The 20,329-nt window shown below is 63.0% G+C and carries 26 protein-coding genes; 9 read left to right on the forward strand and 17 right to left on the reverse strand.

Translation table 11 applies throughout. From position 1 onward, the window contains the following. Window positions 1–62: 62 nt before the first annotated feature. The 7 genes from JST30_04245 to JST30_04275 all read right to left on the reverse strand — a co-directional run bounded on the left by JST30_04245 (window position 63) and on the right by JST30_04275 (window position 5,577). Entirely contained in the window at window positions 63–1,502 is a 1,440-nt protein-coding gene (locus JST30_04245; protein ID MBS1713527.1) for a putative N-acetylmannosamine-6-phosphate 2-epimerase, read from the reverse strand. Further along, window positions 1,499–2,170 (reverse strand): uracil-DNA glycosylase, encoded by a 672-nt coding sequence (locus tag JST30_04250; protein MBS1713528.1) that lies wholly within the window; start codon window positions 2,168–2,170, stop codon window positions 1,499–1,501. Before JST30_04250 ends, JST30_04245 begins: the two co-directional genes overlap by 4 nt. A 63-nt stretch (window positions 2,171–2,233) precedes the next feature. Continuing rightward, window positions 2,234–2,728, reverse strand: coding sequence for an HIT domain-containing protein (locus tag JST30_04255; protein MBS1713529.1), 495 nt, complete (start codon window positions 2,726–2,728; stop codon window positions 2,234–2,236). After that, on the reverse strand, window positions 2,725–3,579 hold the full coding sequence (gene lpxA / locus JST30_04260) for an acyl-ACP--UDP-N-acetylglucosamine O-acyltransferase (GenBank protein MBS1713530.1): 855 nt from the start codon (window positions 3,577–3,579) through the stop codon (window positions 2,725–2,727). Before lpxA ends, JST30_04255 begins: the two co-directional genes overlap by 4 nt. Before the next feature lie 3 nt (window positions 3,580–3,582). Beyond that, on the reverse strand, window positions 3,583–4,014 hold the full coding sequence (gene fabZ / locus JST30_04265; protein MBS1713531.1) for a 3-hydroxyacyl-ACP dehydratase FabZ: 432 nt from the start codon (window positions 4,012–4,014) through the stop codon (window positions 3,583–3,585). Window positions 4,015–4,022: 8 nt separating this feature from the next. Beyond that, window positions 4,023–4,706 carry a VTT domain-containing protein gene (locus JST30_04270; GenBank protein MBS1713532.1) on the reverse strand — a complete coding sequence of 228 codons (684 nt, stop codon included), beginning with the start codon at window positions 4,704–4,706 and terminating at the stop codon, window positions 4,023–4,025. A 16-nt stretch (window positions 4,707–4,722) separates the two neighbouring features. After that, window positions 4,723–5,577, reverse strand: coding sequence for an RNA polymerase sigma factor RpoD/SigA (locus JST30_04275; GenBank protein ID MBS1713533.1), 855 nt, complete (start codon window positions 5,575–5,577; stop codon window positions 4,723–4,725). Window positions 5,578–5,744: 167 nt separating this feature from the next. Between JST30_04275 and JST30_04280 the strand changes: the two genes are divergently transcribed. After that, window positions 5,745–6,731, forward strand: coding sequence for a stage II sporulation protein M (locus JST30_04280; protein MBS1713534.1), 987 nt, complete (start codon window positions 5,745–5,747; stop codon window positions 6,729–6,731). Here JST30_04280 and asnS read toward each other — a convergent pair. After that, window positions 6,716–8,107 (reverse strand): asparagine--tRNA ligase, encoded by a 1,392-nt coding sequence (asnS, locus tag JST30_04285; GenBank protein ID MBS1713535.1) that lies wholly within the window; start codon window positions 8,105–8,107, stop codon window positions 6,716–6,718. The two genes, JST30_04280 and asnS, sit on opposite strands and share 16 nt — an antisense overlap. Window positions 8,108–8,217: 110 nt before the next feature. Between asnS and JST30_04290 the strand changes: the two genes are divergently transcribed. Then, window positions 8,218–8,697 (forward strand): hypothetical protein, encoded by a 480-nt coding sequence (locus JST30_04290; GenBank protein ID MBS1713536.1) that lies wholly within the window; start codon window positions 8,218–8,220, stop codon window positions 8,695–8,697. A gap of 4 nt (window positions 8,698–8,701) precedes the next feature. Here the strand turns inward: JST30_04290 and JST30_04295 are convergent, their stop codons facing one another. Further along, window positions 8,702–9,064: a YbjQ family protein gene (locus tag JST30_04295; GenBank protein ID MBS1713537.1), complete on the reverse strand. Its 363-nt coding sequence runs from the start codon at window positions 9,062–9,064 to the stop codon at window positions 8,702–8,704. A 17-nt stretch (window positions 9,065–9,081) separates the two neighbouring features. Continuing rightward, window positions 9,082–9,942, reverse strand: a complete 861-nt coding sequence (locus tag JST30_04300) for a M48 family metallopeptidase (GenBank protein MBS1713538.1) — start codon at window positions 9,940–9,942, stop codon at window positions 9,082–9,084. 107 nt (window positions 9,943–10,049) lie between these two features. On the opposite strand from JST30_04300, the gene JST30_04305 reads away from it, so the two are divergent. Continuing rightward, window positions 10,050–10,838 carry a PhzF family phenazine biosynthesis protein gene (locus JST30_04305; protein MBS1713539.1) on the forward strand — a complete coding sequence of 263 codons (789 nt, stop codon included), beginning with the start codon at window positions 10,050–10,052 and terminating at the stop codon, window positions 10,836–10,838. 6 nt (window positions 10,839–10,844) lie between these two features. Here the strand turns inward: JST30_04305 and JST30_04310 are convergent, their stop codons facing one another. Genes JST30_04310 through JST30_04340 form a run of 7 tightly spaced genes read right to left on the reverse strand, consistent with a single transcriptional unit; the run spans window position 10,845 to window position 15,532 of the window. Beyond that, window positions 10,845–11,327 carry a chemotaxis protein CheX gene (locus JST30_04310; GenBank protein ID MBS1713540.1) on the reverse strand — a complete coding sequence of 161 codons (483 nt, stop codon included), beginning with the start codon at window positions 11,325–11,327 and terminating at the stop codon, window positions 10,845–10,847. 29 nt (window positions 11,328–11,356) lie between these two features. After that, on the reverse strand, window positions 11,357–11,722 hold the full coding sequence (locus JST30_04315; protein MBS1713541.1) for a response regulator: 366 nt from the start codon (window positions 11,720–11,722) through the stop codon (window positions 11,357–11,359). Then, on the reverse strand, window positions 11,704–12,516 hold the full coding sequence (locus tag JST30_04320; GenBank protein ID MBS1713542.1) for a protein-glutamate O-methyltransferase CheR: 813 nt from the start codon (window positions 12,514–12,516) through the stop codon (window positions 11,704–11,706). Before JST30_04320 ends, JST30_04315 begins: the two co-directional genes overlap by 19 nt. Beyond that, a complete protein-coding gene (locus JST30_04325; GenBank protein MBS1713543.1) occupies window positions 12,506–13,540 on the reverse strand; it encodes a chemotaxis response regulator protein-glutamate methylesterase in 1,035 nt (344 codons plus the stop codon). Before JST30_04325 ends, JST30_04320 begins: the two co-directional genes overlap by 11 nt. Next, the gene (locus tag JST30_04330) at window positions 13,537–14,403 is read right to left on the reverse strand and encodes an HDOD domain-containing protein (protein ID MBS1713544.1); all 867 of its coding nucleotides are present in this window, start codon (window positions 14,401–14,403) and stop codon (window positions 13,537–13,539) included. The genes JST30_04325 and JST30_04330 overlap by 4 nt, the downstream gene beginning before the upstream one ends. Then, entirely contained in the window at window positions 14,403–14,930 is a 528-nt protein-coding gene (locus tag JST30_04335; GenBank protein ID MBS1713545.1) for a chemotaxis protein CheD, read from the reverse strand. Before JST30_04335 ends, JST30_04330 begins: the two co-directional genes overlap by 1 nt. A 2-nt stretch (window positions 14,931–14,932) precedes the next feature. Beyond that, entirely contained in the window at window positions 14,933–15,532 is a 600-nt protein-coding gene (locus tag JST30_04340) for a chemotaxis protein CheC (protein ID MBS1713546.1), read from the reverse strand. A 359-nt stretch (window positions 15,533–15,891) separates the two neighbouring features. On the opposite strand from JST30_04340, the gene JST30_04345 reads away from it, so the two are divergent. The 6 genes from JST30_04345 to JST30_04370 all read left to right on the forward strand — a co-directional run bounded on the left by JST30_04345 (window position 15,892) and on the right by JST30_04370 (window position 20,306). Continuing rightward, complete coding sequence (locus JST30_04345; protein ID MBS1713547.1) at window positions 15,892–16,299, forward strand: hypothetical protein; 408 nt, start codon at window positions 15,892–15,894, stop codon at window positions 16,297–16,299. Next, on the forward strand, window positions 16,296–16,670 hold the full coding sequence (locus tag JST30_04350) for a hypothetical protein (protein ID MBS1713548.1): 375 nt from the start codon (window positions 16,296–16,298) through the stop codon (window positions 16,668–16,670). The genes JST30_04345 and JST30_04350 overlap by 4 nt, the downstream gene beginning before the upstream one ends. Beyond that, window positions 16,670–18,034, forward strand: a complete 1,365-nt coding sequence (accC, locus tag JST30_04355) for an acetyl-CoA carboxylase biotin carboxylase subunit (GenBank protein ID MBS1713549.1) — start codon at window positions 16,670–16,672, stop codon at window positions 18,032–18,034. Before JST30_04350 ends, accC begins: the two co-directional genes overlap by 1 nt. Beyond that, window positions 18,027–18,611 carry a transcription antitermination protein NusB gene (locus JST30_04360; protein ID MBS1713550.1) on the forward strand — a complete coding sequence of 195 codons (585 nt, stop codon included), beginning with the start codon at window positions 18,027–18,029 and terminating at the stop codon, window positions 18,609–18,611. Before accC ends, JST30_04360 begins: the two co-directional genes overlap by 8 nt. A gap of 72 nt (window positions 18,612–18,683) precedes the next feature. Beyond that, on the forward strand, window positions 18,684–19,937 hold the full coding sequence (locus tag JST30_04365; GenBank protein MBS1713551.1) for a replication-associated recombination protein A: 1,254 nt from the start codon (window positions 18,684–18,686) through the stop codon (window positions 19,935–19,937). A gap of 36 nt (window positions 19,938–19,973) precedes the next feature. Next, window positions 19,974–20,306, forward strand: a complete 333-nt coding sequence (locus tag JST30_04370) for a hypothetical protein (protein MBS1713552.1) — start codon at window positions 19,974–19,976, stop codon at window positions 20,304–20,306. Window positions 20,307–20,329: the final 23 nt, after the last annotated feature.

A 20,329-nucleotide genomic window follows, 5' to 3' on the forward strand; every position in this document is an offset into this window, starting at 1 on the left:
ATGGTTCGTGCCCCGAACATGAGGAGGGGGCAGGGGGTGGAGCGGTCCGGAAGGTGTGCCGTTCATCGTGAGAACACACCTATCGGGGGCCAGAGCGCAAGGGCTGCTGCGCCGTAGAGTCCGGCGTCTTCACCGAACGGTGAAAGGCTACAGGCATGTTCATGAAGCTCCTCGTCTTCGGCCAGCTTCTGAAACCAATCGCTCGCGGCGACGCCTCCACAGACGACGATTCCGTCTGGCATGAAAAGATCGTGGACGAGGGCCAAGACCGACTCGAACACCCTGTAGTATCCCAACTTTTCGTCATCTGAATGGAGCCTGGCAGCGATCTTGCCGCCCAAAGACTCTTCGACCGTCAGGCCGCCGGGCAAAAAGAGGTCGTTGACTCTTGGATAACGGCCGTTCCACGCCGTCAGTAGTTCTTCACGAACGACGTAGCCCGCCCCGACACCGGTGCCGAGTGAGATCGTGAACGTCTTCTCTCCGATTCCGATCGGAGCACAAGCGTGCCCCCATGCTGCGGCAAGTCCGTCGTTCAAGGGAAAGGCGCGGAGTCCCTCGCGGAAGGAATATCCCACGTTGTCCGGGATGGTGTCCTTCGTTTCATGCATCTTGCCCGTTCTGGGATCGATCGTCCCGCCCGTCGCGATCCCGACCTTAGCGACTCCGGCGTTCTGGCACTGCTCAAGGATCCAAGACTTCCGGACTTCGTTCGAATCGGGTAGAGGGATCCGAACGATAGGTCCTGGCTTCCAGTCAGGGCCGAACGTGGCGAACCTCATCCAGGTTCCACCGATGTCGACCGCCCCGACCGCACTCTGCGGTCTCCGGGTCGCGGAGACGAACTTCGCCGTCTGCTTGTAGGCGTCATTGATCGCTGAGCCGATGACGACACCGATCGCTCCCGTTGCCAACGCAGCCTTCACCTGGGACTCCTGATCGAAGCGACCTTCTGCGAGCAACGGTAGACCTGAGCGATGTTCCCTGACCAATAGTAGGTCCGGTCGGGGGGACCCGCAGTCTTGGTCTGTATAACCGGCGAGCGTTGAGGAGACGATGTCGAAGCCGCAGAGCTTCGCACGAAGGAACATGGCCTGCGAATCGCAGTCGGCGAGGGCGATCCTTCCGGCCGCACGGACCTTTGCCAGCATGGGCTCCAAGGTCTCCCCACCCGGTTGCGACCGTCCCGTGCAATCCATCGCGATGACCTCGCAACCTGTTTCCAGTAACTCTTCGACCTCGCGCATCGTCGGCGTGATGTAGATCTCGGAGTCGGGATACTTGCGTTTGATCAGCCCGATCACAGGAACGCCGGTCTCACCTTTGATCCGCTTGATGTTCTCGACGCCCTCGAGCCGTAGCACCTTCACCCCTTGCATCAGCGAAGCTTTTGCCAATTTGAGGAGCGTTTCGGGATCGTCCAGAGGCGAGCCGGGGGAGGCTTGCACCGACGCGATCAGCGGACACTCCTTGAGGACGGCAAGGAATTCGGTGGTCGTCAAATGTCCGACCCCTGTCGAACGGTCTCGGCGACGGACAGTGCGGATCCGCCGTTCGGCGGCCCGCTGAACCGCGGGCCGTGCTTCTCCCGGAGTTTGACCGCCGCCTCAAAGGCCTTTTTCACGTCCGCGACGAGAAGGGAGTAGCCCCCGTCGCTTGCCGCTCCTTGGTTCCGAAGGATATAGGCAGGGTGCAAGGTCGCCAGGATCGCCCGCGCCAGAGCCGACTGGAAGAACCGGCCCCGTTCCACGGTGATCTTGAAGTCCTTTTTGATCAGGTTGCGGGAGCTCGGCGCCCCGACGCACAGGATCACTTCCGGGCCGATCGCCTCGAGTTGCGGCATCAGCCATTGTCGGCACGTCGCAGCCTCGCTATCGGATGGAGGGCGGTTCTGGGGCCGGCCCGACGACCAATCGGCGGCCCGGCATTTGACCGTGTTGCAGATGTACACGTGCTCGCGTGTCAGACCGTTGTCGAGGAGCGCCTGGTCGAGCAGCTTGCCCGCACGCCCGACGAAGGGCCGCCCCGTTTTGTCCTCTTCGTCGCCAGGGCCTTCGCCGACGATGACGAGCGGTGCCGAAGGGTTCCCTTCGCCGAACACGACGTTCCGGCGACGTTCGCACAGCCCGCACGACGTGCAAGCCAAGGCTTGAACTTTGAGTCCTTCCAGTCTCGCGGGATCGGGCACGCCGGATTCACTTTAGCCGACCGAACGACCGGAAGTCAGGCTTGGCTACTCGGCCTCGATGACGGCACGCAGCTTGTCCCACGTTTCGCGGAGGTCTTGCGGGATGACCCGGACGTTTCCGACAGCGGTCATGAAGTTCGTGTCCCCGGCCCAGCGCGGCACCACGTGCCAATGCAGGTGTTGCGGGATACCGGCGCCCGCCGCCGAACCGACGTTGGCCCCGATGTTGAAGCCCTCCGGCCGATACGCCGTCTTCAGCCATCCTACTGCACGCTGGACGAGCCTTCCTACGTCCAAGAGTTCGCTCTCGTCCAGGGCTTGGACGTCGTTCCCGTGCCGATACGGTGCGACCATCACGTGCCCGCTTGTATAAGGAAAGGCGTTCAGCATGACGTACGCCTTGTCCCCCCGATAAAGGACGAGACCGTCGCGGTCGCTCGGCGCGTTCAAAACCTCGCAGAAGAGGCATTGGCCGGATTCGACGGCACTTGCCTGACGGACATAGTCGAAACGCCAGGGCGCCCAAAGGCGTTCGGTCATCGTGAACCGGAGGGTACCTGCGCCGCCAGGCCCGGATCGCTCGGGGGCGGAGGGTGCGGCTCGATGTTCTGGTCGCCTCGGCCGTTCTTTCCGCGGAACAGCCGCTCGAGGAACCACATGAGGTACTCGACCTCGTACGTGGGTTTCACTTCGCGCTGGACGATCTCCATCGCGTTCGACAGTCCGAGTTTCGACTTGAACAGGAGCTTGCAGGCCTTATGGAGGGCCAAACGCGAATCCTGGGTGACGCCGAGGCGGCGGAGTCCCACGGCATTGATGTCGTGGACGGTCTGCTCGAGACCTTCGACGAGCATGAACGGGGGGACGTCGCGGACGATCCTGGACATTCCGCCGACCATGGCCAACCGTCCGATACGGACGAACTGGTGGATCCCGGTCATACCCCCGACCGTCACCATGTCCTCGACCGTGACGTGCCCGCTGACGCCGACCGAATTCGCCATCGTCACGTCGTTCCGGACGACGACGTTATGGCCCAAGTGCACAAAGGCCATGAAATAGTTGCGGTCGCCGACGACCGTCGTCTGCCCTTCTCCCGTCGCGCGGTGGATCGTGACGTACTCGTGGCAGTTGTTGTCGTCGCCGATCCTCAGGAAGGTCGGCTCACCGGCCCACTTCCGGTCTTGAGGATCGCCGCCGATCACGGCGCCCTGGGCGAAGATGTTGCGTTGCCCGATCGTCGTCCCGCCTCGGACGGTGACGTGCGAGATCAGCTTCGTCCCGGCCCCGATCGTCACGCCCGACTCGACGTAGCAGAACGGCCCGACCTGGACGTCAGCCGCCAGTTCGGCGCCCTGTTCTACGACCGCGCTCGGGTGGATCTTCGCCAATTCCTATGTCCCTGGTGGCAACAGCTTAAAGGTCATTTCCATCGAGGCCGCCGTCTGACCGTCCACCGTACAGACGCCTCTGATGCGACCGACCCCTCGTTTGATCCACAAGAGTTCGACGTCCGAGATCAACGTATCGCCAGGAACGACGGGACGTCGGAGCTTCACTTCGTCGATCGCACCGATCACGGGGACGAAACCCTTGTATTCCTCGAACGTGAGCAGGATCACCGCTCCGGCCTGGGCCATCGCCTCGATGATCAGGACCCCGGGCATGATCGGTTTACCGGGATAGTGTCCTTGGAAGAACGACTCGTTGACGGTGACGTTCTTGAGCCCAATAGCCCGCTTTCCTGGCTCGAGTTCAAGGATGCGGTCGACCAGCAGCATCGGGTAGCGGTGCGGCAGCACCTCCATGATCTCGGTGACGTTCATGCTCGGCCTTACGACGGTTCGGTCTGGGCCAGTTTATCACGCGCGTCCGCACGGGACTGTTTCTTGTGCCGCCAGACCTCGAGAACGATGATGGCGAACGTGATCCCAAGGACGCCTAGGATCACCCACTCGAAGTTGTCGCGCACGAGCGGGATCTCCCCTAGGTAGTACCCGAGCAGGGTGCAGACGACGACCCAGATGACCGACGAGATCACGCTGAGGGGGAAGAACATGGCGTACGGCATGGCTTCCATACCGGCTACGAACGGGGCGACCGTCCGGACGATCGCGACCCATTTGCCCATGATGATCGTCTTCTTGCCGTGCTTCAGGTAGAAGGCGCGGGTCTTCTCCAGGTGTTTCGCGTTGAACACCTTCGACTTCGGGTTGCTGAAGAGCCTTTTGCCGACCGCTCTTCCGATCCAAAAATTCGTGTTGTCCCCAAGGATCGACGCCGCGATCAAGAGCGGGATCAGGATCGTGATATTGAGCCCTTTATGAATGGGATTGGCGAAGAGCCCCGCGGCTAACAAGAGCGTGTCTCCCGGCAAGAACGGCGTGATGACGAGGCCGGTCTCGCAGAAGATGCACAGCGCCAAGATGCCGTAAGTCCATCCCTGGTACGTGGCGATGATGGCGCCGAGGTGCTTGTCCAGGTGAAGGACGATCTCGATGAGGCTGTGATCGTTCATGCCGCGTTAGCGGATTCTACGGGCTCAGGAGGTCGTTGAGTTTTCGCGTCTGGGCCAGACGGCGCAATTTCTTGATCGCCTGCACCTCGATCTGGCGGACCCGTTCGCGGCTGACCTGCAGTTCCTCGCACAGTTCGTCCCTGACGTCGCTCATCTCCGACTCGCTGAATTTCAGGCGGTACGTCATGACCCGGCGTTCCCGTTCGTTGAGTTCCATCAAGACTTCGTGGAGCTCTTCGACGAACTCGCCGTTGAGGACGATCTCCTCGGGATCGGAGCAGTTGCCGTCTTTGATGAGGCTGCCGAGCGTCGTGTTCTCGTTGTCGCCGACCTTCATGTCGAGCGAGAGCAGTTCCTGGGACGACTGGATGAACTGCTGCAGACGCTTGCTGCTGATCCCGAGTTCGCTGGCGATCTGGTCGGACGTCGGCTCGCGGCCGATCTCACGGAAGACCTTGGCCCTGGCCCGTTCGATCTTGCGGAGCGTCTGCGAGACGTGGGCGGGAAGCCGGATCGCCTTGGACTTGTTATCGATCGCGCGACCGATGGCCTGCCGGATCCAGTGTGTGGCGTAGGTAGAAAAACGGAAGCCTCGTGCGGGGTTGAACCTTTGGACGGCGTGCATCAGGCCGATGGCGCCTTCCTGGATGAGGTCTTCGAGCGGGACGGTCCGCGAGTGGTACGACTTCGCGATGTTGATGACGAGCCGCATGTTGGACTCGATCAAGCGCTGCCTGGCTTCGGCCGAACCGGCCTGAGAGGCTTTCGCCAACTCGACCTCTTCCTCGAACGTCAAGAGGGGGGCCTGGGTCAACCGGCCAAGGTAGCTCGGGATGTCATCACCGTGCTCGTACGCCTCATGACGGATCATAACCGACTCACGCTCCTAGGGGCCGACCTGGCCCGATTGGGACGGCCGCCTGTTCGGGAACAACGCAAGAGGCGTGCCAATGGCTGTCCTACGCCGGCACGCCCGCGCCTGTTGCACCTCGCAGCGGTTTCCTTCATCTTTGACGCCGCAAAGTATCATGAGGTTCGATGAATGAAGAGGCCATCCTGAGAAACCGTGTCGACGGGTGGCACCGCCTCGGAGAGCTGTCCGATAAGGCCGACCTCGGGTTCAAGCGGTTGACCGGCGAAGAAACGGTGGAGTTCGTCCGGCTTTACCGCAAAGCCTCCGCCGACCTCTCTTTCCTCGCCACTCAGACCAGCAACGCCGAAGTCGTCTCCTATCTGAACGGGATCGTGGCCCGTGCTTACGGGCTCCTCTACCGGGCTCCGACCCGCCCTTTTGCCGAATGGGCCGCCGAGGGCGTCCGTTCAGGAGCCCAGACGTTCAGGAAGAACGCCTGGGCGTTCTTCCTGGCGTTCGCCCTGTTCTTCGGTTCGAACGGGGTCGGTTATGCGATCGGCCGCTACCGTCCGGACGTCAGATCGGAAATCGTGTCGCCCGACATGGAACACAACTTCGACGCCTGGAAACAGGGCAAGTTCGAGCGACGGGCCGGGGGCGAGAACATGGCGATGACGGCCTTTTACGCCTCCAACAACCCGCGTGCGGGTGTTTTGGCGAACGCACTCGGTGTCGCCAGCTTCGGCGTCCTGACGGCCTACCAGCTTTTCATGAACGGGGTCACGACGGGGATCCTCGCGGCCGACATGGCCTCCGTCGGCAAGCTCGGCTTTCTCGTGTCGTCGATCATGCCTCACGGCGTGAGCGAGATCGGCGGGTTCTTGGTGACGTCGGCAGCCGGGTTCGTCATGGCCAGGTCCATGCTCGCCCCTGGCCGTCAGAAGCGCACCGAATCGATCCGATCGGCGGGTAAAGAGGCCGTCGTCCTCCTCCTGACAGGCACCACCATGATCGTCTGCGCCGCTCCCATCGAAGGGTTCTTCAGCTTCAACCCGGCCGTGCCCCAAGCCGTCAAAGTCGCGTTCGCGGTCGTCGCGCTCCTCGGTTGGACCGCGTATTTCGTCGGATTCGCCCGGGACGACAGGCAGGCCTCTTCTCAGAAATCGGCCTGACCCGCGGAGCGGTGGAAGGGGATGACGTCCCGGATGTTCTTCATTCCCGTGACGTACATGATCAGCCTTTCGAACCCAAGGCCGAACCCGGAGTGGGGCGCGGAGCCGAACCGTCTCAGGTCGAGGTACCACCAGTAAAGGGCCTTGTCGAGGCCGAGTTCGTCGAGCCGGGCTTCGAGACGGGACAGATCGTCCTCTCGCTGGGAACCACCGATCAGTTCGCCGATCCGGGGGACGAGGACGTCCATCGCCCGGACCGTCTTCCCGTCGTCGTTCTGCTTCATGTAGAACGCCTTGATGTCCTTCGGATAGTCGGTCAGGATCACCGGACGGCCGACTCTCTTCTCGGTCAGCCAGCGCTCGTGTTCGCTCTGGAGGTCGGTGCCCCATCCGACCGGGTACTCCCAGTCCTCGCCGCTCTTGACGAGCATGTCGACGGCTTCGGTATAGGTCAGCCGCTCGAAGCCCGAACTCACGACATGGTCGAGCGTCGAAAGCAACTCGGGCTCGATCCGCTTGTCGAAGAACTCCAAATCCGGGCCACAAGCGTCGAGGATGTCCTGAATGACTTCCCGGACGAACTCCTCCGCGAGGTTCATGTCGCCGTCGATGTCGCAGAACGCCATTTCGGGCTCGATCATCCAGAACTCGGCCAAATGACGAGGGGTGTGGGAGTTTTCGGCCCGGAACGTCGGGCCGAACGTGTACACGTTGGTCAACCCCATCGCGTACGTCTCGACGTTCAGCTGTCCGCTGACCGTCAGGTAGGCGGGCTTGCCGAAGAAGTCTTCGGACGGATCGGAAGACTTGAGCTTGTACCCTTCTCCCTGGTGCTCCATCAGCGTCGTGACCGCGAACATCGCGCCCGCACCCTCACAGTCGCTTGCGGTGATGACAGGCGTGTGGACCCAATGGAAGCCGCGCGAGTGGAAGAACTTATGGACGGCGTAGGCGGCTTGGTGCCTGACCCGCGCGACGGCGCCGAACGTGTTCCCGCGGACGCGCAGGTGCGCGATCTCGCGGAGGAACTCCATCGTGGCCCCTTTCTTCTGCAAGGGGTATGTGGCCGGATCAGCCTCGCCGTAGACTTCGACCCCGGTCGCCTTGAGTTCGATCGACTGCCCCTCGCCAAGAGACTCGACGAGCACACCGTCGAACCGGACGCAGGCACCCGTCGTGATCCGCTTGAGAAGGTCGTCGGGGATCGTGCCGGCATCGACCACGACCTGCAAGTCGGTGAAGCAGGAGCCGTCGTTCATCTGGACGAAGCTGACCCCTTTGCTGTCCCGGCGGGTCTTGACCCAACCGAACGCCGAAGCCTGGTTACCATGGCCGATCGACAGCAGGTCGCGAACGTACGAGCGGCGGTAATCCATGGGAAGACCGATTCTACCGGGCCCGCCAGGTTCGGGCAGGATCGGACAGAGCCCGGCCAGGGCCTTCTAGCGACGGGGCAAGGGAGACGCTGGTCCACAATGGCGGGACCATGAAGGCCGTCCTCTGCTCCGCACTCCTTGCCGCCCTGTTGGCGTCCGGGTGCGGAAAGACGCTCGCCGCGTCCGACCTGGCCGGAAACTGGGAAGGGACCGTGGTCGTTCCCGACGCCGAACTCCTCAAGCAACTGAAAGCGATGGGTAAGTCGGACAAAGACCTGCCGGAGTTCAAGAAGGCGATCGAATCGAACAAGTATCCGATGGAGCTCCACCCGGACATGACGTTCACGTTCGGTTCAGGGCTGGCCGCCGCATCGGGGTCTTGGACGTTCAAAAACCCGACCCTTACACTGACGATCGACAAGGCGCGCGGCATGAAGGTCGAGGACATCGTCAAACAGGCACCCCAGATGAAGGACGAGTTCAAGCCCATGGTCATGACCGCGTCCGCGGACGGCGGCAAGATCACGGGTTCGCTGCCGAACCCTGGCGGACAGTCCGTGTCCGTCACGTTCGTCAAGGCGAAGGGCTAGGTTTTCAGGCCGGTTCGAGGACGACGGCCGTACCGTAGGCCAAGACTTCGGTCACGCCGGGCATGATGTCGTTCGCGTCGTACCGCATGGCGATGATGCCGTTCGCTCCCATCGCCGCCGCATGTTGGACCATAAGTTGGTACGCCTCTTGCCTGGCCTTTTCCGCCAGTTCCGTGTAGATCGTGATGTTCCCGCCGACCATCGTCTGGAACGATGCAGCGAAGTTTCCTATGGCGCTCCGGCTCCGGACGGTCAGGCCCCTGACGACACCGAGGTACTGGGCGACCTTGTACCCGTCGAAGTGGTTGGCCGTGGTCACGTACTGGTGAACGTCGGGCGGACGGACGTAAGGGGGCGCTTGCGACATGGACGACATTATGCGGGTCAGGCAGCACCCGAAGGCGAGCGGTCGTAAAGGCCGCTCATAATCCGTTCGTACGCCCCGCTCGTGGCCCACTTCTCGAGTTCCTTCGTCCGGTGGACAGGCATCGGGTGCGTGGACTGCAGCCCGTAGACAAGGAAGACGAGGACCTTGCCGATCGCGTCCAGTGCCGTCATGTCCTGATAGGCGCGCGACTGGTCGAGGAACGGCTCGATGTTCGCTTCGTCCCGCAGCCGGGACGGCCCGGCGCACAAGAGGAGGTTGGCCTTAGCCGAGAGTTCGAAGTCCTGGGCGCAGAGCAACCCGGCCCTGTCGGCAGAAAACTCGGCCTGCCTCGACCACTCCAAAAAGGCGAGGACGAGGCCGATCGAGATCGCATCGCCGAGCCCGAACGTCCGGCGCCCGATGAGCTCCAGAAGCGGGATCAGGACGCGGGCGATCGAACCGTACAGCAAATGCCCGCTCTTGATGTGTCCGAGCTCGTGGCCGACCAGATGGTACAGCTGCTCGTCGTCGAGACAGTCGATCATGCCGCTCCGGATCGTCACGTACGGTCGCTCGACCCCTCCCGCGAAAGCGTTCGGGAACGGGTTGCCCGTGACATAGAGCTCCGGCTCGGCCATGTCCAAGATCGAACAACACTCCCGCATCGTCTCGTAGAGCCGGCTGTACTGCCGCGGGCCACAGCGGACCGCCGTCGCCATGTTGTAGGCGTACATCCACCGGTCGTATCCGACCTCGTGAAACTTCTGGACGACCTTAGGGAGGAGGGGGATCTTCTCCAAGGCCTCCTGCGCCTTCATGTCCGTTTCGCTGGAATAGGCTTGATGGGTCAGGCCGGGAAAACGCTTTCGCTCAGGCATCGGTGAGACCTCGGACCGGTTCGGCCCGTCTTAGCTTGCCATACGTCCGCGCAGGAACGAAGTTGCGCGGTCTGGGCCCGTGGTTCGAGACCGATAGACTCGCGGACGTGAGGTGCCCGTTCTTCCTCGTCGACGCGTTCGTGGCCGGCCCGTTCACGGGAAACCCCGCGGGGGTCTGTCTGCTCGAGGCCGGTCCGGACCCGGAGTGGGCCGCCCGCGTCGCGGCCGAAGTCAAACAGGCCGAGACCGCGTTCTGCTGGCCCATAGGCGACCGGTGGGGGCTGAGGTGGTTCACACCGACCGTCGAGGTCGACCTGTGCGGGCATGCGACGCTCGCGACCGCCCACGCGCTCTACGAATCTGGCAGGCTGGCGGACGCCGACGCGGTTTTCGAGACGAAGAGTGGAACCTTGACGTGCCGTCCGGTGGGCGGCGCGATCGAGATGGACTTTCCCTCGGCCCCGCCGTCGGCCTGTCCTTCTCCGGACGGCTTGGCCGAGGCCCTGGGGACCGATTGGACCTGGTGCGGAGAAAACGGCACGGATTGGTTCGTCGAGGTCGGCGACACGGCCTGCCTCCGAGGCTTGTGGCCGGACATGGCGAAGGTCGAGCGGCTCGGAAAGCGCGGTGTGACCGTAACGGCGGTGGGGGACGGCACGGCGTGCGACTTCGAGAGCCGCTTTTTCGCACCCCAAAGCGGTATTCCTGAGGACGACGCGACGGGCTCGGCCCACTGTGCCCTTGCGCCGTATTGGGCGGAACGGCTCGGACGGAACCCGCTGACCGGCCACCAAAGGTCTGCGCGGGGCGCTGTGATCCAAGTCGAGGTGCGTGACGGCCGCACCGCATTGCGCGGTGCGGCCGTCACGTCCCTTCGCGGCGAATGGCTCCTTTAGCCCGGTTCAGGCGGCGGCGCGCTTCGTCGACTCTTTCAAGCTCACGTTGATCTCGAACGAGCCGGCCTCGGGCACCGTCATCGGAATGACGAGAGCGGGGACGTTCGAGGTCGAAATCCGCACGTTGGAGCCTTTGACGATCGTCGGCGGCGTGATGTCGCAAGTGAATCCTTGAGTCGACAGGAGCGTCATCGCGTTACCGCTCACGATGTTGCCCAACTCCGCGATGGCCGAGGCCGTCAACTGATCGAACTTGTCGACTTTGGACCCGATCATCGAGCCCGCGATCTTGTACGCCGTGACAAGGGACATCCCGTAGATGACCTGGCCCTCCACGTCGCCCGTGATGCCGCAGACGATGCTGAGCTGTTGCGACGTGAAGACTTGCGGACGCGCGCTGAGTTGGCCCCTCTCCGGCGTCGTGTGGACGATCTGTTTGATGACATTGACGCTCGCCTGGACGAACGGCATGATGTATTCGATTTTCATCTGTTTTGATCCCCCGATCGAGCCGTCCGTTAGGCGGCGAGCAGCTTGCCGACGGCCTCGAGGACGCGGTCCGGCTGGAACGGCTTGACGATGAAGTCCTTGGCACCGGACTGGATCGCTTCCACGACCATGCTCTTTTGGCCCATAGCCGTACACATGACGACGGTCGCCCCAGGATCCATCGCTTTGATCTCCTTCAGCGCCTGGATGCCGTCTTTTTCCGGCATGGTGATGTCCATCGTGACGAGGTCGGGCTTGAGCTCGGAATAGAGCTTGACCGCCTCGTTGCCGTTCTGAGCCTCGCCGCAGACTTCGTAACCGTTCTGCGTGAGGATGTTTTTCAAAGTCACCCTCATGAAGAGAGCGTCGTCCGTGATCAGGATGCGTTTCGCCATTGTCGTTCACCGTTTTCGGGTCGTTGATAGAAGAGCGGGATCCGAGATTCGAATCCGATTTCGGAGGCGCTGAATATGCGCTCCGTTCCTCCGACGAACAGCACCCCCCCTGGGCGCAGCGCGTCGAAAAACTTGCGGTAGAGCATGGACTTCGCGTCTTCTGTGAAGTAGATGACCACGTTCCGGCAAAGGATGAGGTCGAAGTCCTTGTCGAAGGTGTCCGCCAACAGGTTCTGCTTGCGGAACTCGAGGTGTTTCCGGGCGGCCGGCAGCGACTTCCATCCGCCGCCTTCGGCCACCAGGTACGCGTCGCGGTACTCCTTGGGAACGCTCTTGACGTCGCTCTCGCTGAACTCGCCACGCTTGGCCTGGGCGAGGGCGGCGTCGTCGATGTCCGTTCCGAGGATCCGGTGCGGGCCTGGGAAGTTGCGGTCAAGGACCATGCCGAGGGTCGTCGCTTCCGCGCCGTAGCTACAACCTGCCGACCAGCAGCGAAGTCCTTTGCCCGGCCTCAGAAGGCCGGGGATGACTTTCGTCCGAAGTTCGTCCCACTTTTCCGGATTCCGGAAGAGCTCGGAGACGTTGATCGCCAACTTGTCCATGAACCAGGACAGGTTCTCCTTCGAGCCGACGATCCACTTTGCTAGATCGGCCAGGTCGGCGTGGCCCTTCGACTCCGCCATCATCCCGATGCGCCGTTGGAGCTGGTTCGCCTTGTACTGGCTCAAGTCCAGTCCGGACGCCTTCAACACGGCCCGGTAAAGGTCGTCCCATTCGCGTTCGCTATGAAGCACGGCGCGCCCTCCCGTTCAAACTGGCGACGATGGCCTGCGCCATCTCGTCGATCGGAAACTCCGCATCGACGGCCCCGATCTCCTTGGCCGCTTTCGGCATCCCGTAGACGACGCAACTCGATTCGCATTCGCCGAGGACGGTCCCACCTGCTTCGCGAAGGGCCAGGGCGCCGGCTGCCCCGTCCCGGCCCATGCCCGTCAGCACGACCCCGATCGCCTGATCCTTGTACAGCTTGGCGCCGCTCTTGAAGAGGACGTCGGCGGCCGGTCGGACCCCGTGCTGGGGCGCTTCGTCGGTCAGCTTGACGCGTCCCTCGGACGTGACCGACATGTGTCGGCCGCCGGGAGCGACGAGCGCGATGCCCGCCTTGACCGTTTCCCCGTCGGACGCTTCGTGCACCGGCATCGCCCCGATCTGTTCCAGTCGTCTCGCGAAGCTGGCGGTGAATCCGGCGGGCATGTGCTGAACGATCAGGACGGGGGCGGGAAAACCCTTCGGCATTCCGGCGAACAGAGTGGCCAGAGCCTTCGGACCGCCTGTCGAACTGGCGATGAGGACGGTCTTGTCGGTCTGCCGAACGCTTGTCGGACGCGCGGTGTGCGACGGCCCGCACCGGCCGCCGACCCGGGCGCTCCGGACGCCGCGGAGCTTGTCCAGGAGTTCGTCCTTAGAGCGGACGAACTTGAATCCGGCACCGCCGTCAGGCTTCGTCACGAAGTCCACAGCGCCCAGTTCGAGCGCCTTGATCGTCTGCTCGGCTCCTTGCGTGGTGACGCTGCTCACCATGAGGACCGGCACGGGGCCGACCGCCATGATCTTCGCCAGCGCCGTCAACCCGTCCATGACCGGCATCTCGACGTCCAAAGTGACGATGTCCGGTTTCAGTTCTTGGACCATCCGGACGCCTTCCTCCCCGTTGGTCGCCACGCCGGCGACTTCGAAGTCCGAAGCGTCCTTCAGCCAGTCCGAGAGCATGCGCCGGATGAACGGCGAATCGTCGATGATGAGGACCCTTGTTTTCATGCTGCCGCCAACTCCTCGAACATCCGCTCGTAATCCTCGTACCCGGTCACGAACGCGTCCGTGATGGCATCGAGATCGTCTTCCTGGATCCCGAGCCGTCGGAAACTCTCCTCACACACCTTGTAGTGGAGGCCGTCTCCACCGAGACCGAACCCCATCGACATCGTGAGGTAGATGCCGAGGTGGACGCAGTCGACGATCGGCGACGGCGGATCGCAACTGTCCGGGTCGTGGTGCCACCGGACGGCTTGAACGATCTCGTCCGGCAGGTTCCAGTTCAAAGCGAGGTGCTCGCCCACTTGACAGTGGTCGTAACCGAGGATCTTGCGCTCCGCCTCGTCGAAGGGCACCTGCGCCTTCTCGGCATAGTCCACGACCAGCGCCGTCCGGTTTTCCAGCCACACGCTGAGCGCGACCTTTCCAATGTCGTGGAGCAGGCCGGCCGTGAACGCCTGATCCTCGTTGCAGAGCCCGCTCTTCTTGGCCAGGAGCTGGGCACCGAGGGCGGTCCCGAACGAATGCGACCACAGTTCGCGCGGGCCGAGACAGTAACCGTCCAGCTTCCGCGACATCCACGGGTACGTGGCCGCGACCATGCAAAGGTTGCGGACGCACCGCATCCCGAGCACCACGACCGACTCTTGGAGGTTGGTCACCTTGCGCGTCAATCCGTAATAGGCGCTGTTGGCCAATCGGAGGACGCGGGCGCTGAGCGCCTGGTCCTGCGCCAGGATCTTCGCGATGCCTGAGGCGTTGCTCGTGCTCGACTCCGCCTCACGCATGACTTTCAGCGCGGCCGCGGGCAAGCTCGGCAAGTCCGGTGTCCGCTTGACAATGTCTTCGATCGTGATGTTCTCGGCCATCAGGCCACCTCCCGTAAGCTTCGTTCGCGCAGATTGCACACGAGCTTCTCACCCGTGTTGACGGTGCGGACCTTCACGTTCCCGGTCGAGAGTTCGACGGTCACCGTGCGGCCGTTCGCCCCGCCGACGTCCGTAAAGATCGGCCGGATCCCAAGGGCCCTGACGGCGGCTTCCACGGCCTCGATGTTCCGCGCCCCCACGTCGAGCCTTCCCGCCCCTTGATCGCCAAACTTGAAGACTTGCGCCCCGCCCGCATAGGCGACGACGAGCCGCGATTTGGGCGCGCCCGCGGATTCGAGCAACCGGAGCATCTCGGGCAAACCGGTGTCTGCGAACTTCCCAGGCTTGTCCACAGGTTTGTCCTTGAACGACGCGGGCAGCATCAAGTGGATCATCCCTGCGACCTCGCTGACCGGATCGAACGCGACGAGCCCGATGCAGCTTCCCAACCCGAGACAGCTCAGGACTCCTGGGGACTTGACGACGTGGATCTCCGCCATGCCGACGACGACGGTCGAGGACGCCACGTTCAGGCCGCCTCCTCGACGCCGAGGCGCCCGAAGATCGCTTGGAGTCCGCCGACCGACGGGATGCAGAGGAAGAAGCCTTGGATGTCCCTGGAGCCGTCGACGAAGATCTCCGTCTCGATCGCTAGGGCGACGGACTCGGACATTTCAGCTTCGGCGACCAAGGTGCTGACGACGGTCGAACCCAAGTCGGCCGAGACAAGAGGCGGCGTCGCGTGCATCGCCAGGCCCGTCATGTCCGAAATCGCGTTCAGAAAACTGGAATTGATGATGTTGCCGACTTCGAGCGCGGCCGAAGCGCAGAGCTCGTCGATCTCCGCGGGGCTCTCCGGCGCCGTACCGATCAGCGTCCGGATCAGTTCCTGGGCGCTCGCCCACGGGAACAGGAAGGCAAGATGGCCCTCCACGTCACCGTCGAAGGGCATGTAGATGCCAAGGACGACGCCGTCTTCACCTCCAAGGACCAGGCCGGCCAGTCCGACGTCGACGGTGTCGACATGAGGCACGGCCATGTTGAAACTGCGGCCGGTCATGTCGGACAAGGCCGTCGTGGCCCGTCCGAGACCGATGTTCGCCAGTTCTTTGACGACCGACGAGGCCATCGGACCGAGGTTTCCAACACTGAAGACACCCATAACTACCGCCCGAGCCTGAAGCCCCGCCGACGGACGGCGGTCCCTCCAGGACACCCATGAGTGCATTCCATAAGCCTACGATCTGGGGTGCAAGTAGATTCACCGGTCAAATATGTGGAGGAAATGTGGAGAAAAAGGGGCGTTCCTCTTTACATCTTTTCAACACTTGTGGTTCAATACCTGGTAGAAGTACAAGGTGCGACAGCCGCCGGTTCGGGGGTAGGACGTACCTCAAAAAGCTTCAAAGCGTTCGGGGTGTGACGTTGCTCCTCTCCAGTCATGCCCCGTTTTTTGTTCTCCGGACGCCTACGGTAACATCCCTGTCGATGGCGGGTTTGGACCGAGACACCTTGACCGACGTCCTTCGGGTCGCCCGAGACCACGGATACCGGTACGTCCGCATCAAATCCGGACGACACTCCTTCGAGGCGGACCTTCCTGAGCCGGACACGCAGGAGCCGGATGAAGCGCCGAACGTCGTACTCGAGACTCCGTCGTCCGTCGAAAGCGAACGGATGTTGACGGCTCCGGTGGTCGGGTATTACCGTCAGCCTGACCCGCCGCTGACGGTGGGCGCAAAGATCAAGACAGGTCAAGTCGTCGGCGAAGTCCTGGCTCTAGGGATCGCGAACGACGTCGTGTCCGACGTCGAGGGCGAGGTCACCGAAGTCCTTGTCGAAGACGGCGCGGCCCTAGAGTACGGTCAAGCGCTCGCGAAGGTGAAGTCACCATGAAGACCAAAGGCCAGTCGCTCGTCGGCATCATCGTCGGCATCGGCATCGTCATTTTGCTGGCCGTCGCGTTCACGGTCGGATCGGGCGCGTTCGGAGGAAAAGTCGAAGCCCGTCCCGACGGTAAGGGGAACACCGTCGTCGGGAGGTCGATGTACCGGGCCAAGGACGAAGCTTGCCGGTCCAACCTGTCGCAGCTCCGCCAGTCCATTCAGATCAATACCGACCCCGTGGAGAACGTCCCGCCCGCACAGCTATCGGACACGAAGCTCGGCGCCGATTTCATGAAGTGCCCTGTCGGCGGCGAAGGCTACGTGTACGATCCGAAGACGGGTACCGTGTCCTGCCCGCACCCGGGGCACGAAAAGTACTGATGTTCCAACGCGTCCTCATCGCCAACCGCGGCGAAATCGCCTGCCGCGTGATCCGAGCCTGTCGACAGCTCGGTATCGAGTCCGTCGCCGTCTACTCCAGGGCCGACAAGGACAGCCGTCACGTGCAGATGGCCGACCGCTCCTTCTGCATCGGTGAGGCGACGAACCAGGACAGTTACCTGAACGTCGGCAACGTCCTGACCGCCGTCGAGATCACGGGCGCCCAGGCCGTCCACCCTGGATTCGGATATTTCAGCGAGAACGCACGGTTCGCCGACGAGGTCGGCCGTATGGGCGTCAAGTTCATCGGCCCGTCGGTCTCGGCGATCGAAGCCATGGGCGACAAGGCGAAGGCCAAACACGCGGCCGTGGCGTCGGACTGCCCGGTCGTGCCCGGCAGCGAGGGCCCGGTCCCGACCGAGACCGAGGCCCTGAAGATCGCTGAGGGCATCGGTTACCCCGTCCTTCTGAAGGCCGTCGCAGGCGGCGGTGGCCGAGGGATCCGGCGCGTCGACAATCCCGACGAACTCCAGTCCCTCTGGAAGCTCTGTCAGTCCGAAGCCCAGGCCAGCTTCGGCAACGACGAAATGCTCGTGGAGAAGTTCGTCGTCGATCCGCGGCACGTCGAGATCCAGATCCTCGGCGACGAGCACGGCGACGTGGTCTACCTGGGCGAGCGCGAGTGCTCCGTCCAAAACCTCCGTCATCAGAAGATCGTCGAGGAAGCTCCGTGCGCCGTCTTGGACGAGGCCACGCGCCGGCAAATGGGCGAGGCGGCCGTCCGGGTCGCGAAGTCGGTCGGATACTCCAACGCGGGGACGGTCGAGTTCCTGCTCGACCCGCAAGGACGGTTCTACTTCTTGGAGATGAACACTCGGATCCAGGTCGAACACCCGGTGACAGAGATCGTGACGGGCCTCGACCTCGTGCATCTCCAGCTCAAGATCGCGGCCGGCGAACGGCTCCCCTTCGGTCAAGACGACGTCCGGCTCAAAGGCCACGCCATCGAAGCCCGGATCACGGCGCAAGACCCGGACAATGCGTTCGCCCCGAGCACGGGCAAGATCACGAAGTGGAACCCGCCGGGCTTCGGCAATGTCCGGCTGGACACCCACGTCTACGCCGGATTTACGGTCTCTCCGTTCTACGATCCGATGATCGCGAAGCTGATCGTCTGGGGTCAAGACCGTGACGAAGCCGTCCGCAACCTCCGGTCGGCCCTTCGCGAGTTCGACGTCGAAGGGATCAAGACCAACATCCCGTTCCTGCAACGGCTCTGCAACCACCCCGACTATCGGTCCGGGCAGGTCGACACCGGGTTCGTCCCGAGGTTCCTGTCGGAAAGCACGGTCGGCGATGCGTGAGGCCAAGCGCCCGAACGCGTCGCCTGCGGCCGCTCGCGACGCCGCCTTTCGAGCGGTCTACGCCATGAGGGTCGGAAACGCGCCGATCGAGGACGCCCTCTCCGAAGAAACGCTCGGCGAGACGTTCGCACCGGAACTACGGGCCTACGTCGGCCGGCTCGTCTCAGCCGCCCAAGTCGGGGGCGACTCCGAGGGCCGTCTGGTCCCTCACCTCGCCGGACAGTGGGAGATCGACCGCCTAGCCTTGACCGACCGGATCCTTCTCGCGATGGCGAGCCACGAGCTTTGGAGCGAACCCCAGATCCCTCCGAAAGTCACGATCAGTGAATATGTCAAGTTAGCAGACTTATACGGAACGGCTGACAGCCGACGATTCTTGAACGGCGTTCTCGGATCGTTGGTGCTCGCCAGCCCGAAAGCACAGTGGACGCCTCCCGCCGAGATGGACCCCGTGCCTGTAGCGGATCGAACGGAGACCGAAGCGGGGACTCCCGAGGTGCCCGAGCCTGAAGAGGAGAATCGGGAAGGGTCGGAAGAGCGGAGCACATCCCGCTGGATCCTGAAGTCCGACGGCTAGAATCCGGACACGGTGTCCGACCTTTTCGACGTGCCAGGGCAGTCCGGCCTCGGACAGCCGCTCGCGGCCAGGATGCGCCCGCGAGACTTGGACGAGTTCGTCGGGCAGTCTCACATCCTTGGACCTGGTTCTGCTTTGCGACAAGCCGTGCTCGACGGCCGTCTGGGCTCGGTCGTCCTATGGGCACCGCCTGGTTGTGGCAAGACGACGCTCGCTCACATCATCGGCCATCACGCTGGAGCCTTCGTCGAAGTCCGGAGTGCGGTGACGGCCGGAGTCGCCGACGTTCGTAAGATCGCGGAGGCGGCCAAGGACCGCTTACGGATGCACGGGACGCCGACGCTGTTGCTCCTCGACGAGATCCACCACTTCAACAAATCGCAGCAGGACTCGTTGCTCGGCTATCTCGAAGACGGGACGCTGCTCTTGGTCGGGGCCACGACCGAGAACCCGTTCTTCGCATTGAACCCAGCGCTCCTGTCGCGTGCCCGCGTCCTGCCGCTTCGACCTCTCGAGCCCCAAGACGTGTCGGCCCTTGTCGAACGGGCGCTCACCGAGAAAGAAAGAGGGCTCGGCAATCTGGGGATCACCCTGCACGCCGATGCCTTGGACTTTCTCGTCCGGATGGCGAACGGGGACGGCAGACTCGCTTTGAACGCCCTTGAAGCGGCCAGTCTGTTGACGGCGGTCGAAGGCCCTGAGGCCAGGGACGTCACCGTGCCCGTCCTGGAGCAAGTCCTCCAGCGGCAAGCGGTCCGATACGACCGACAGGGCGACTACCACTACGACACCATCTCGGCCTTCATCAAAAGCGTCCGAGGGTCGGATTCCGACGCCGCACTCCACTATCTGGCTCGGATGATCCAAGCGGGTGAAGACCCACGTTTCATCATGCGCCGCCTACTGGTCCTTGCCAGCGAAGACGTCGGTAACGCCGAACCGCAAGGGCTGGTCGTTGCCGCCGCCGGGCTGCAGGCCGTCAGTATGTTGGGCATGCCCGAGTCGCGGATCACGCTTGCCCAAGTGACGACCTTCCTTTGCGAGGCGCCGAAGTCGAACAGGAGCTATCTCGCAATCGATAAGGCCTTGAAAGACGTCGAAGAGAAGCCCCTTCCTCCGGTTCCGATGCACCTCCGCAACGCTCCGACGAAGGGCATGGAAAAGCTGGGTCACGGACAGGGATACCTCTACCCGCACGACTTCCCGGATGCGTGGGTGAAACAGGCGTACCTCCCGGAAGGCGACCTGGACACTCCTTACTATGAGCCGTCGGACAGAGGTTACGAAGCCCGTATGGACGAGCGCCGGAGGAGGAGGGGCGGTTAGCCAGGTTTGAACCTGACCGCCAGGTATCCTCGACGTATGTCGCGCGTCAAAGAAGGCGATCGGGTCCGTGTCGTCTCTCGACCGATCACGGAGCAGGACCGCACCGTCTACGGGTACTACGAGCACATGAAGGGGCTCACCGGGATCGTCGAGAACGTGTACGGCAAGGACGAGGTCGCCGTCAAGGTCGATCTTGACTGCCTGCCGAAAATCCCGGCCGATCTTCATAAAGACGCGACCCGTCGGATGCGCGAGCGCTTCACGGAATCGGTCGGTGAGGAAGCCCGGAAACAGCTCTCCAAAGAAGAACTCGAGTTCGTACCGCACTACATGTTGCTCGTCCGCGCCGAGGACCTCGAGAAGGCCTAAGCGTCCAGAACCAACTTACGCCC

The sequence above is a fragment of the Armatimonadota bacterium genome (assembly GCA_018268395.1).
GTDB lineage: Bacteria > Armatimonadota > Fimbriimonadia > Fimbriimonadales > Fimbriimonadaceae > JAEURO01.

Coding starts and splice junctions, on each gene's coding strand:
- JST30_04275 (MBS1713533.1), bottom strand. CDS start 5,577: ATGATCCGTCATGAGGCGTACGAGCACGGTGATGACATCCCGAGCTAC.
- JST30_04350 (MBS1713548.1), top strand. CDS start 16,296: ATGAAGACCAAAGGCCAGTCGCTCGTCGGCATCATCGTCGGCATCGGC.
- accC (MBS1713549.1), top strand. CDS start 16,670: ATGTTCCAACGCGTCCTCATCGCCAACCGCGGCGAAATCGCCTGCCGC.
- JST30_04315 (MBS1713541.1), bottom strand. CDS start 11,722: ATGGCGAAACGCATCCTGATCACGGACGACGCTCTCTTCATGAGGGTG.
- JST30_04325 (MBS1713543.1), bottom strand. CDS start 13,540: ATGAAAACAAGGGTCCTCATCATCGACGATTCGCCGTTCATCCGGCGC.
- JST30_04280 (MBS1713534.1), top strand. CDS start 5,745: ATGAATGAAGAGGCCATCCTGAGAAACCGTGTCGACGGGTGGCACCGC.
- JST30_04290 (MBS1713536.1), top strand. CDS start 8,218: ATGAAGGCCGTCCTCTGCTCCGCACTCCTTGCCGCCCTGTTGGCGTCC.
- JST30_04295 (MBS1713537.1), bottom strand. CDS start 9,064: ATGTCGCAAGCGCCCCCTTACGTCCGTCCGCCCGACGTTCACCAGTAC.
- JST30_04360 (MBS1713550.1), top strand. CDS start 18,027: ATGCGTGAGGCCAAGCGCCCGAACGCGTCGCCTGCGGCCGCTCGCGAC.
- JST30_04345 (MBS1713547.1), top strand. CDS start 15,892: ATGGCGGGTTTGGACCGAGACACCTTGACCGACGTCCTTCGGGTCGCC.
- JST30_04330 (MBS1713544.1), bottom strand. CDS start 14,403: ATGGCCGAGAACATCACGATCGAAGACATTGTCAAGCGGACACCGGAC.
- fabZ (MBS1713531.1), bottom strand. CDS start 4,014: ATGAACGTCACCGAGATCATGGAGGTGCTGCCGCACCGCTACCCGATG.
- JST30_04310 (MBS1713540.1), bottom strand. CDS start 11,327: ATGAAAATCGAATACATCATGCCGTTCGTCCAGGCGAGCGTCAATGTC.
- asnS (MBS1713535.1), bottom strand. CDS start 8,107: ATGGATTACCGCCGCTCGTACGTTCGCGACCTGCTGTCGATCGGCCAT.
- JST30_04340 (MBS1713546.1), bottom strand. CDS start 15,532: ATGGCCTCGTCGGTCGTCAAAGAACTGGCGAACATCGGTCTCGGACGG.
- JST30_04255 (MBS1713529.1), bottom strand. CDS start 2,728: ATGACCGAACGCCTTTGGGCGCCCTGGCGTTTCGACTATGTCCGTCAG.
- JST30_04300 (MBS1713538.1), bottom strand. CDS start 9,942: ATGCCTGAGCGAAAGCGTTTTCCCGGCCTGACCCATCAAGCCTATTCC.
- JST30_04270 (MBS1713532.1), bottom strand. CDS start 4,706: ATGAACGATCACAGCCTCATCGAGATCGTCCTTCACCTGGACAAGCAC.
- JST30_04365 (MBS1713551.1), top strand. CDS start 18,684: ATGCGCCCGCGAGACTTGGACGAGTTCGTCGGGCAGTCTCACATCCTT.
- JST30_04370 (MBS1713552.1), top strand. CDS start 19,974: ATGTCGCGCGTCAAAGAAGGCGATCGGGTCCGTGTCGTCTCTCGACCG.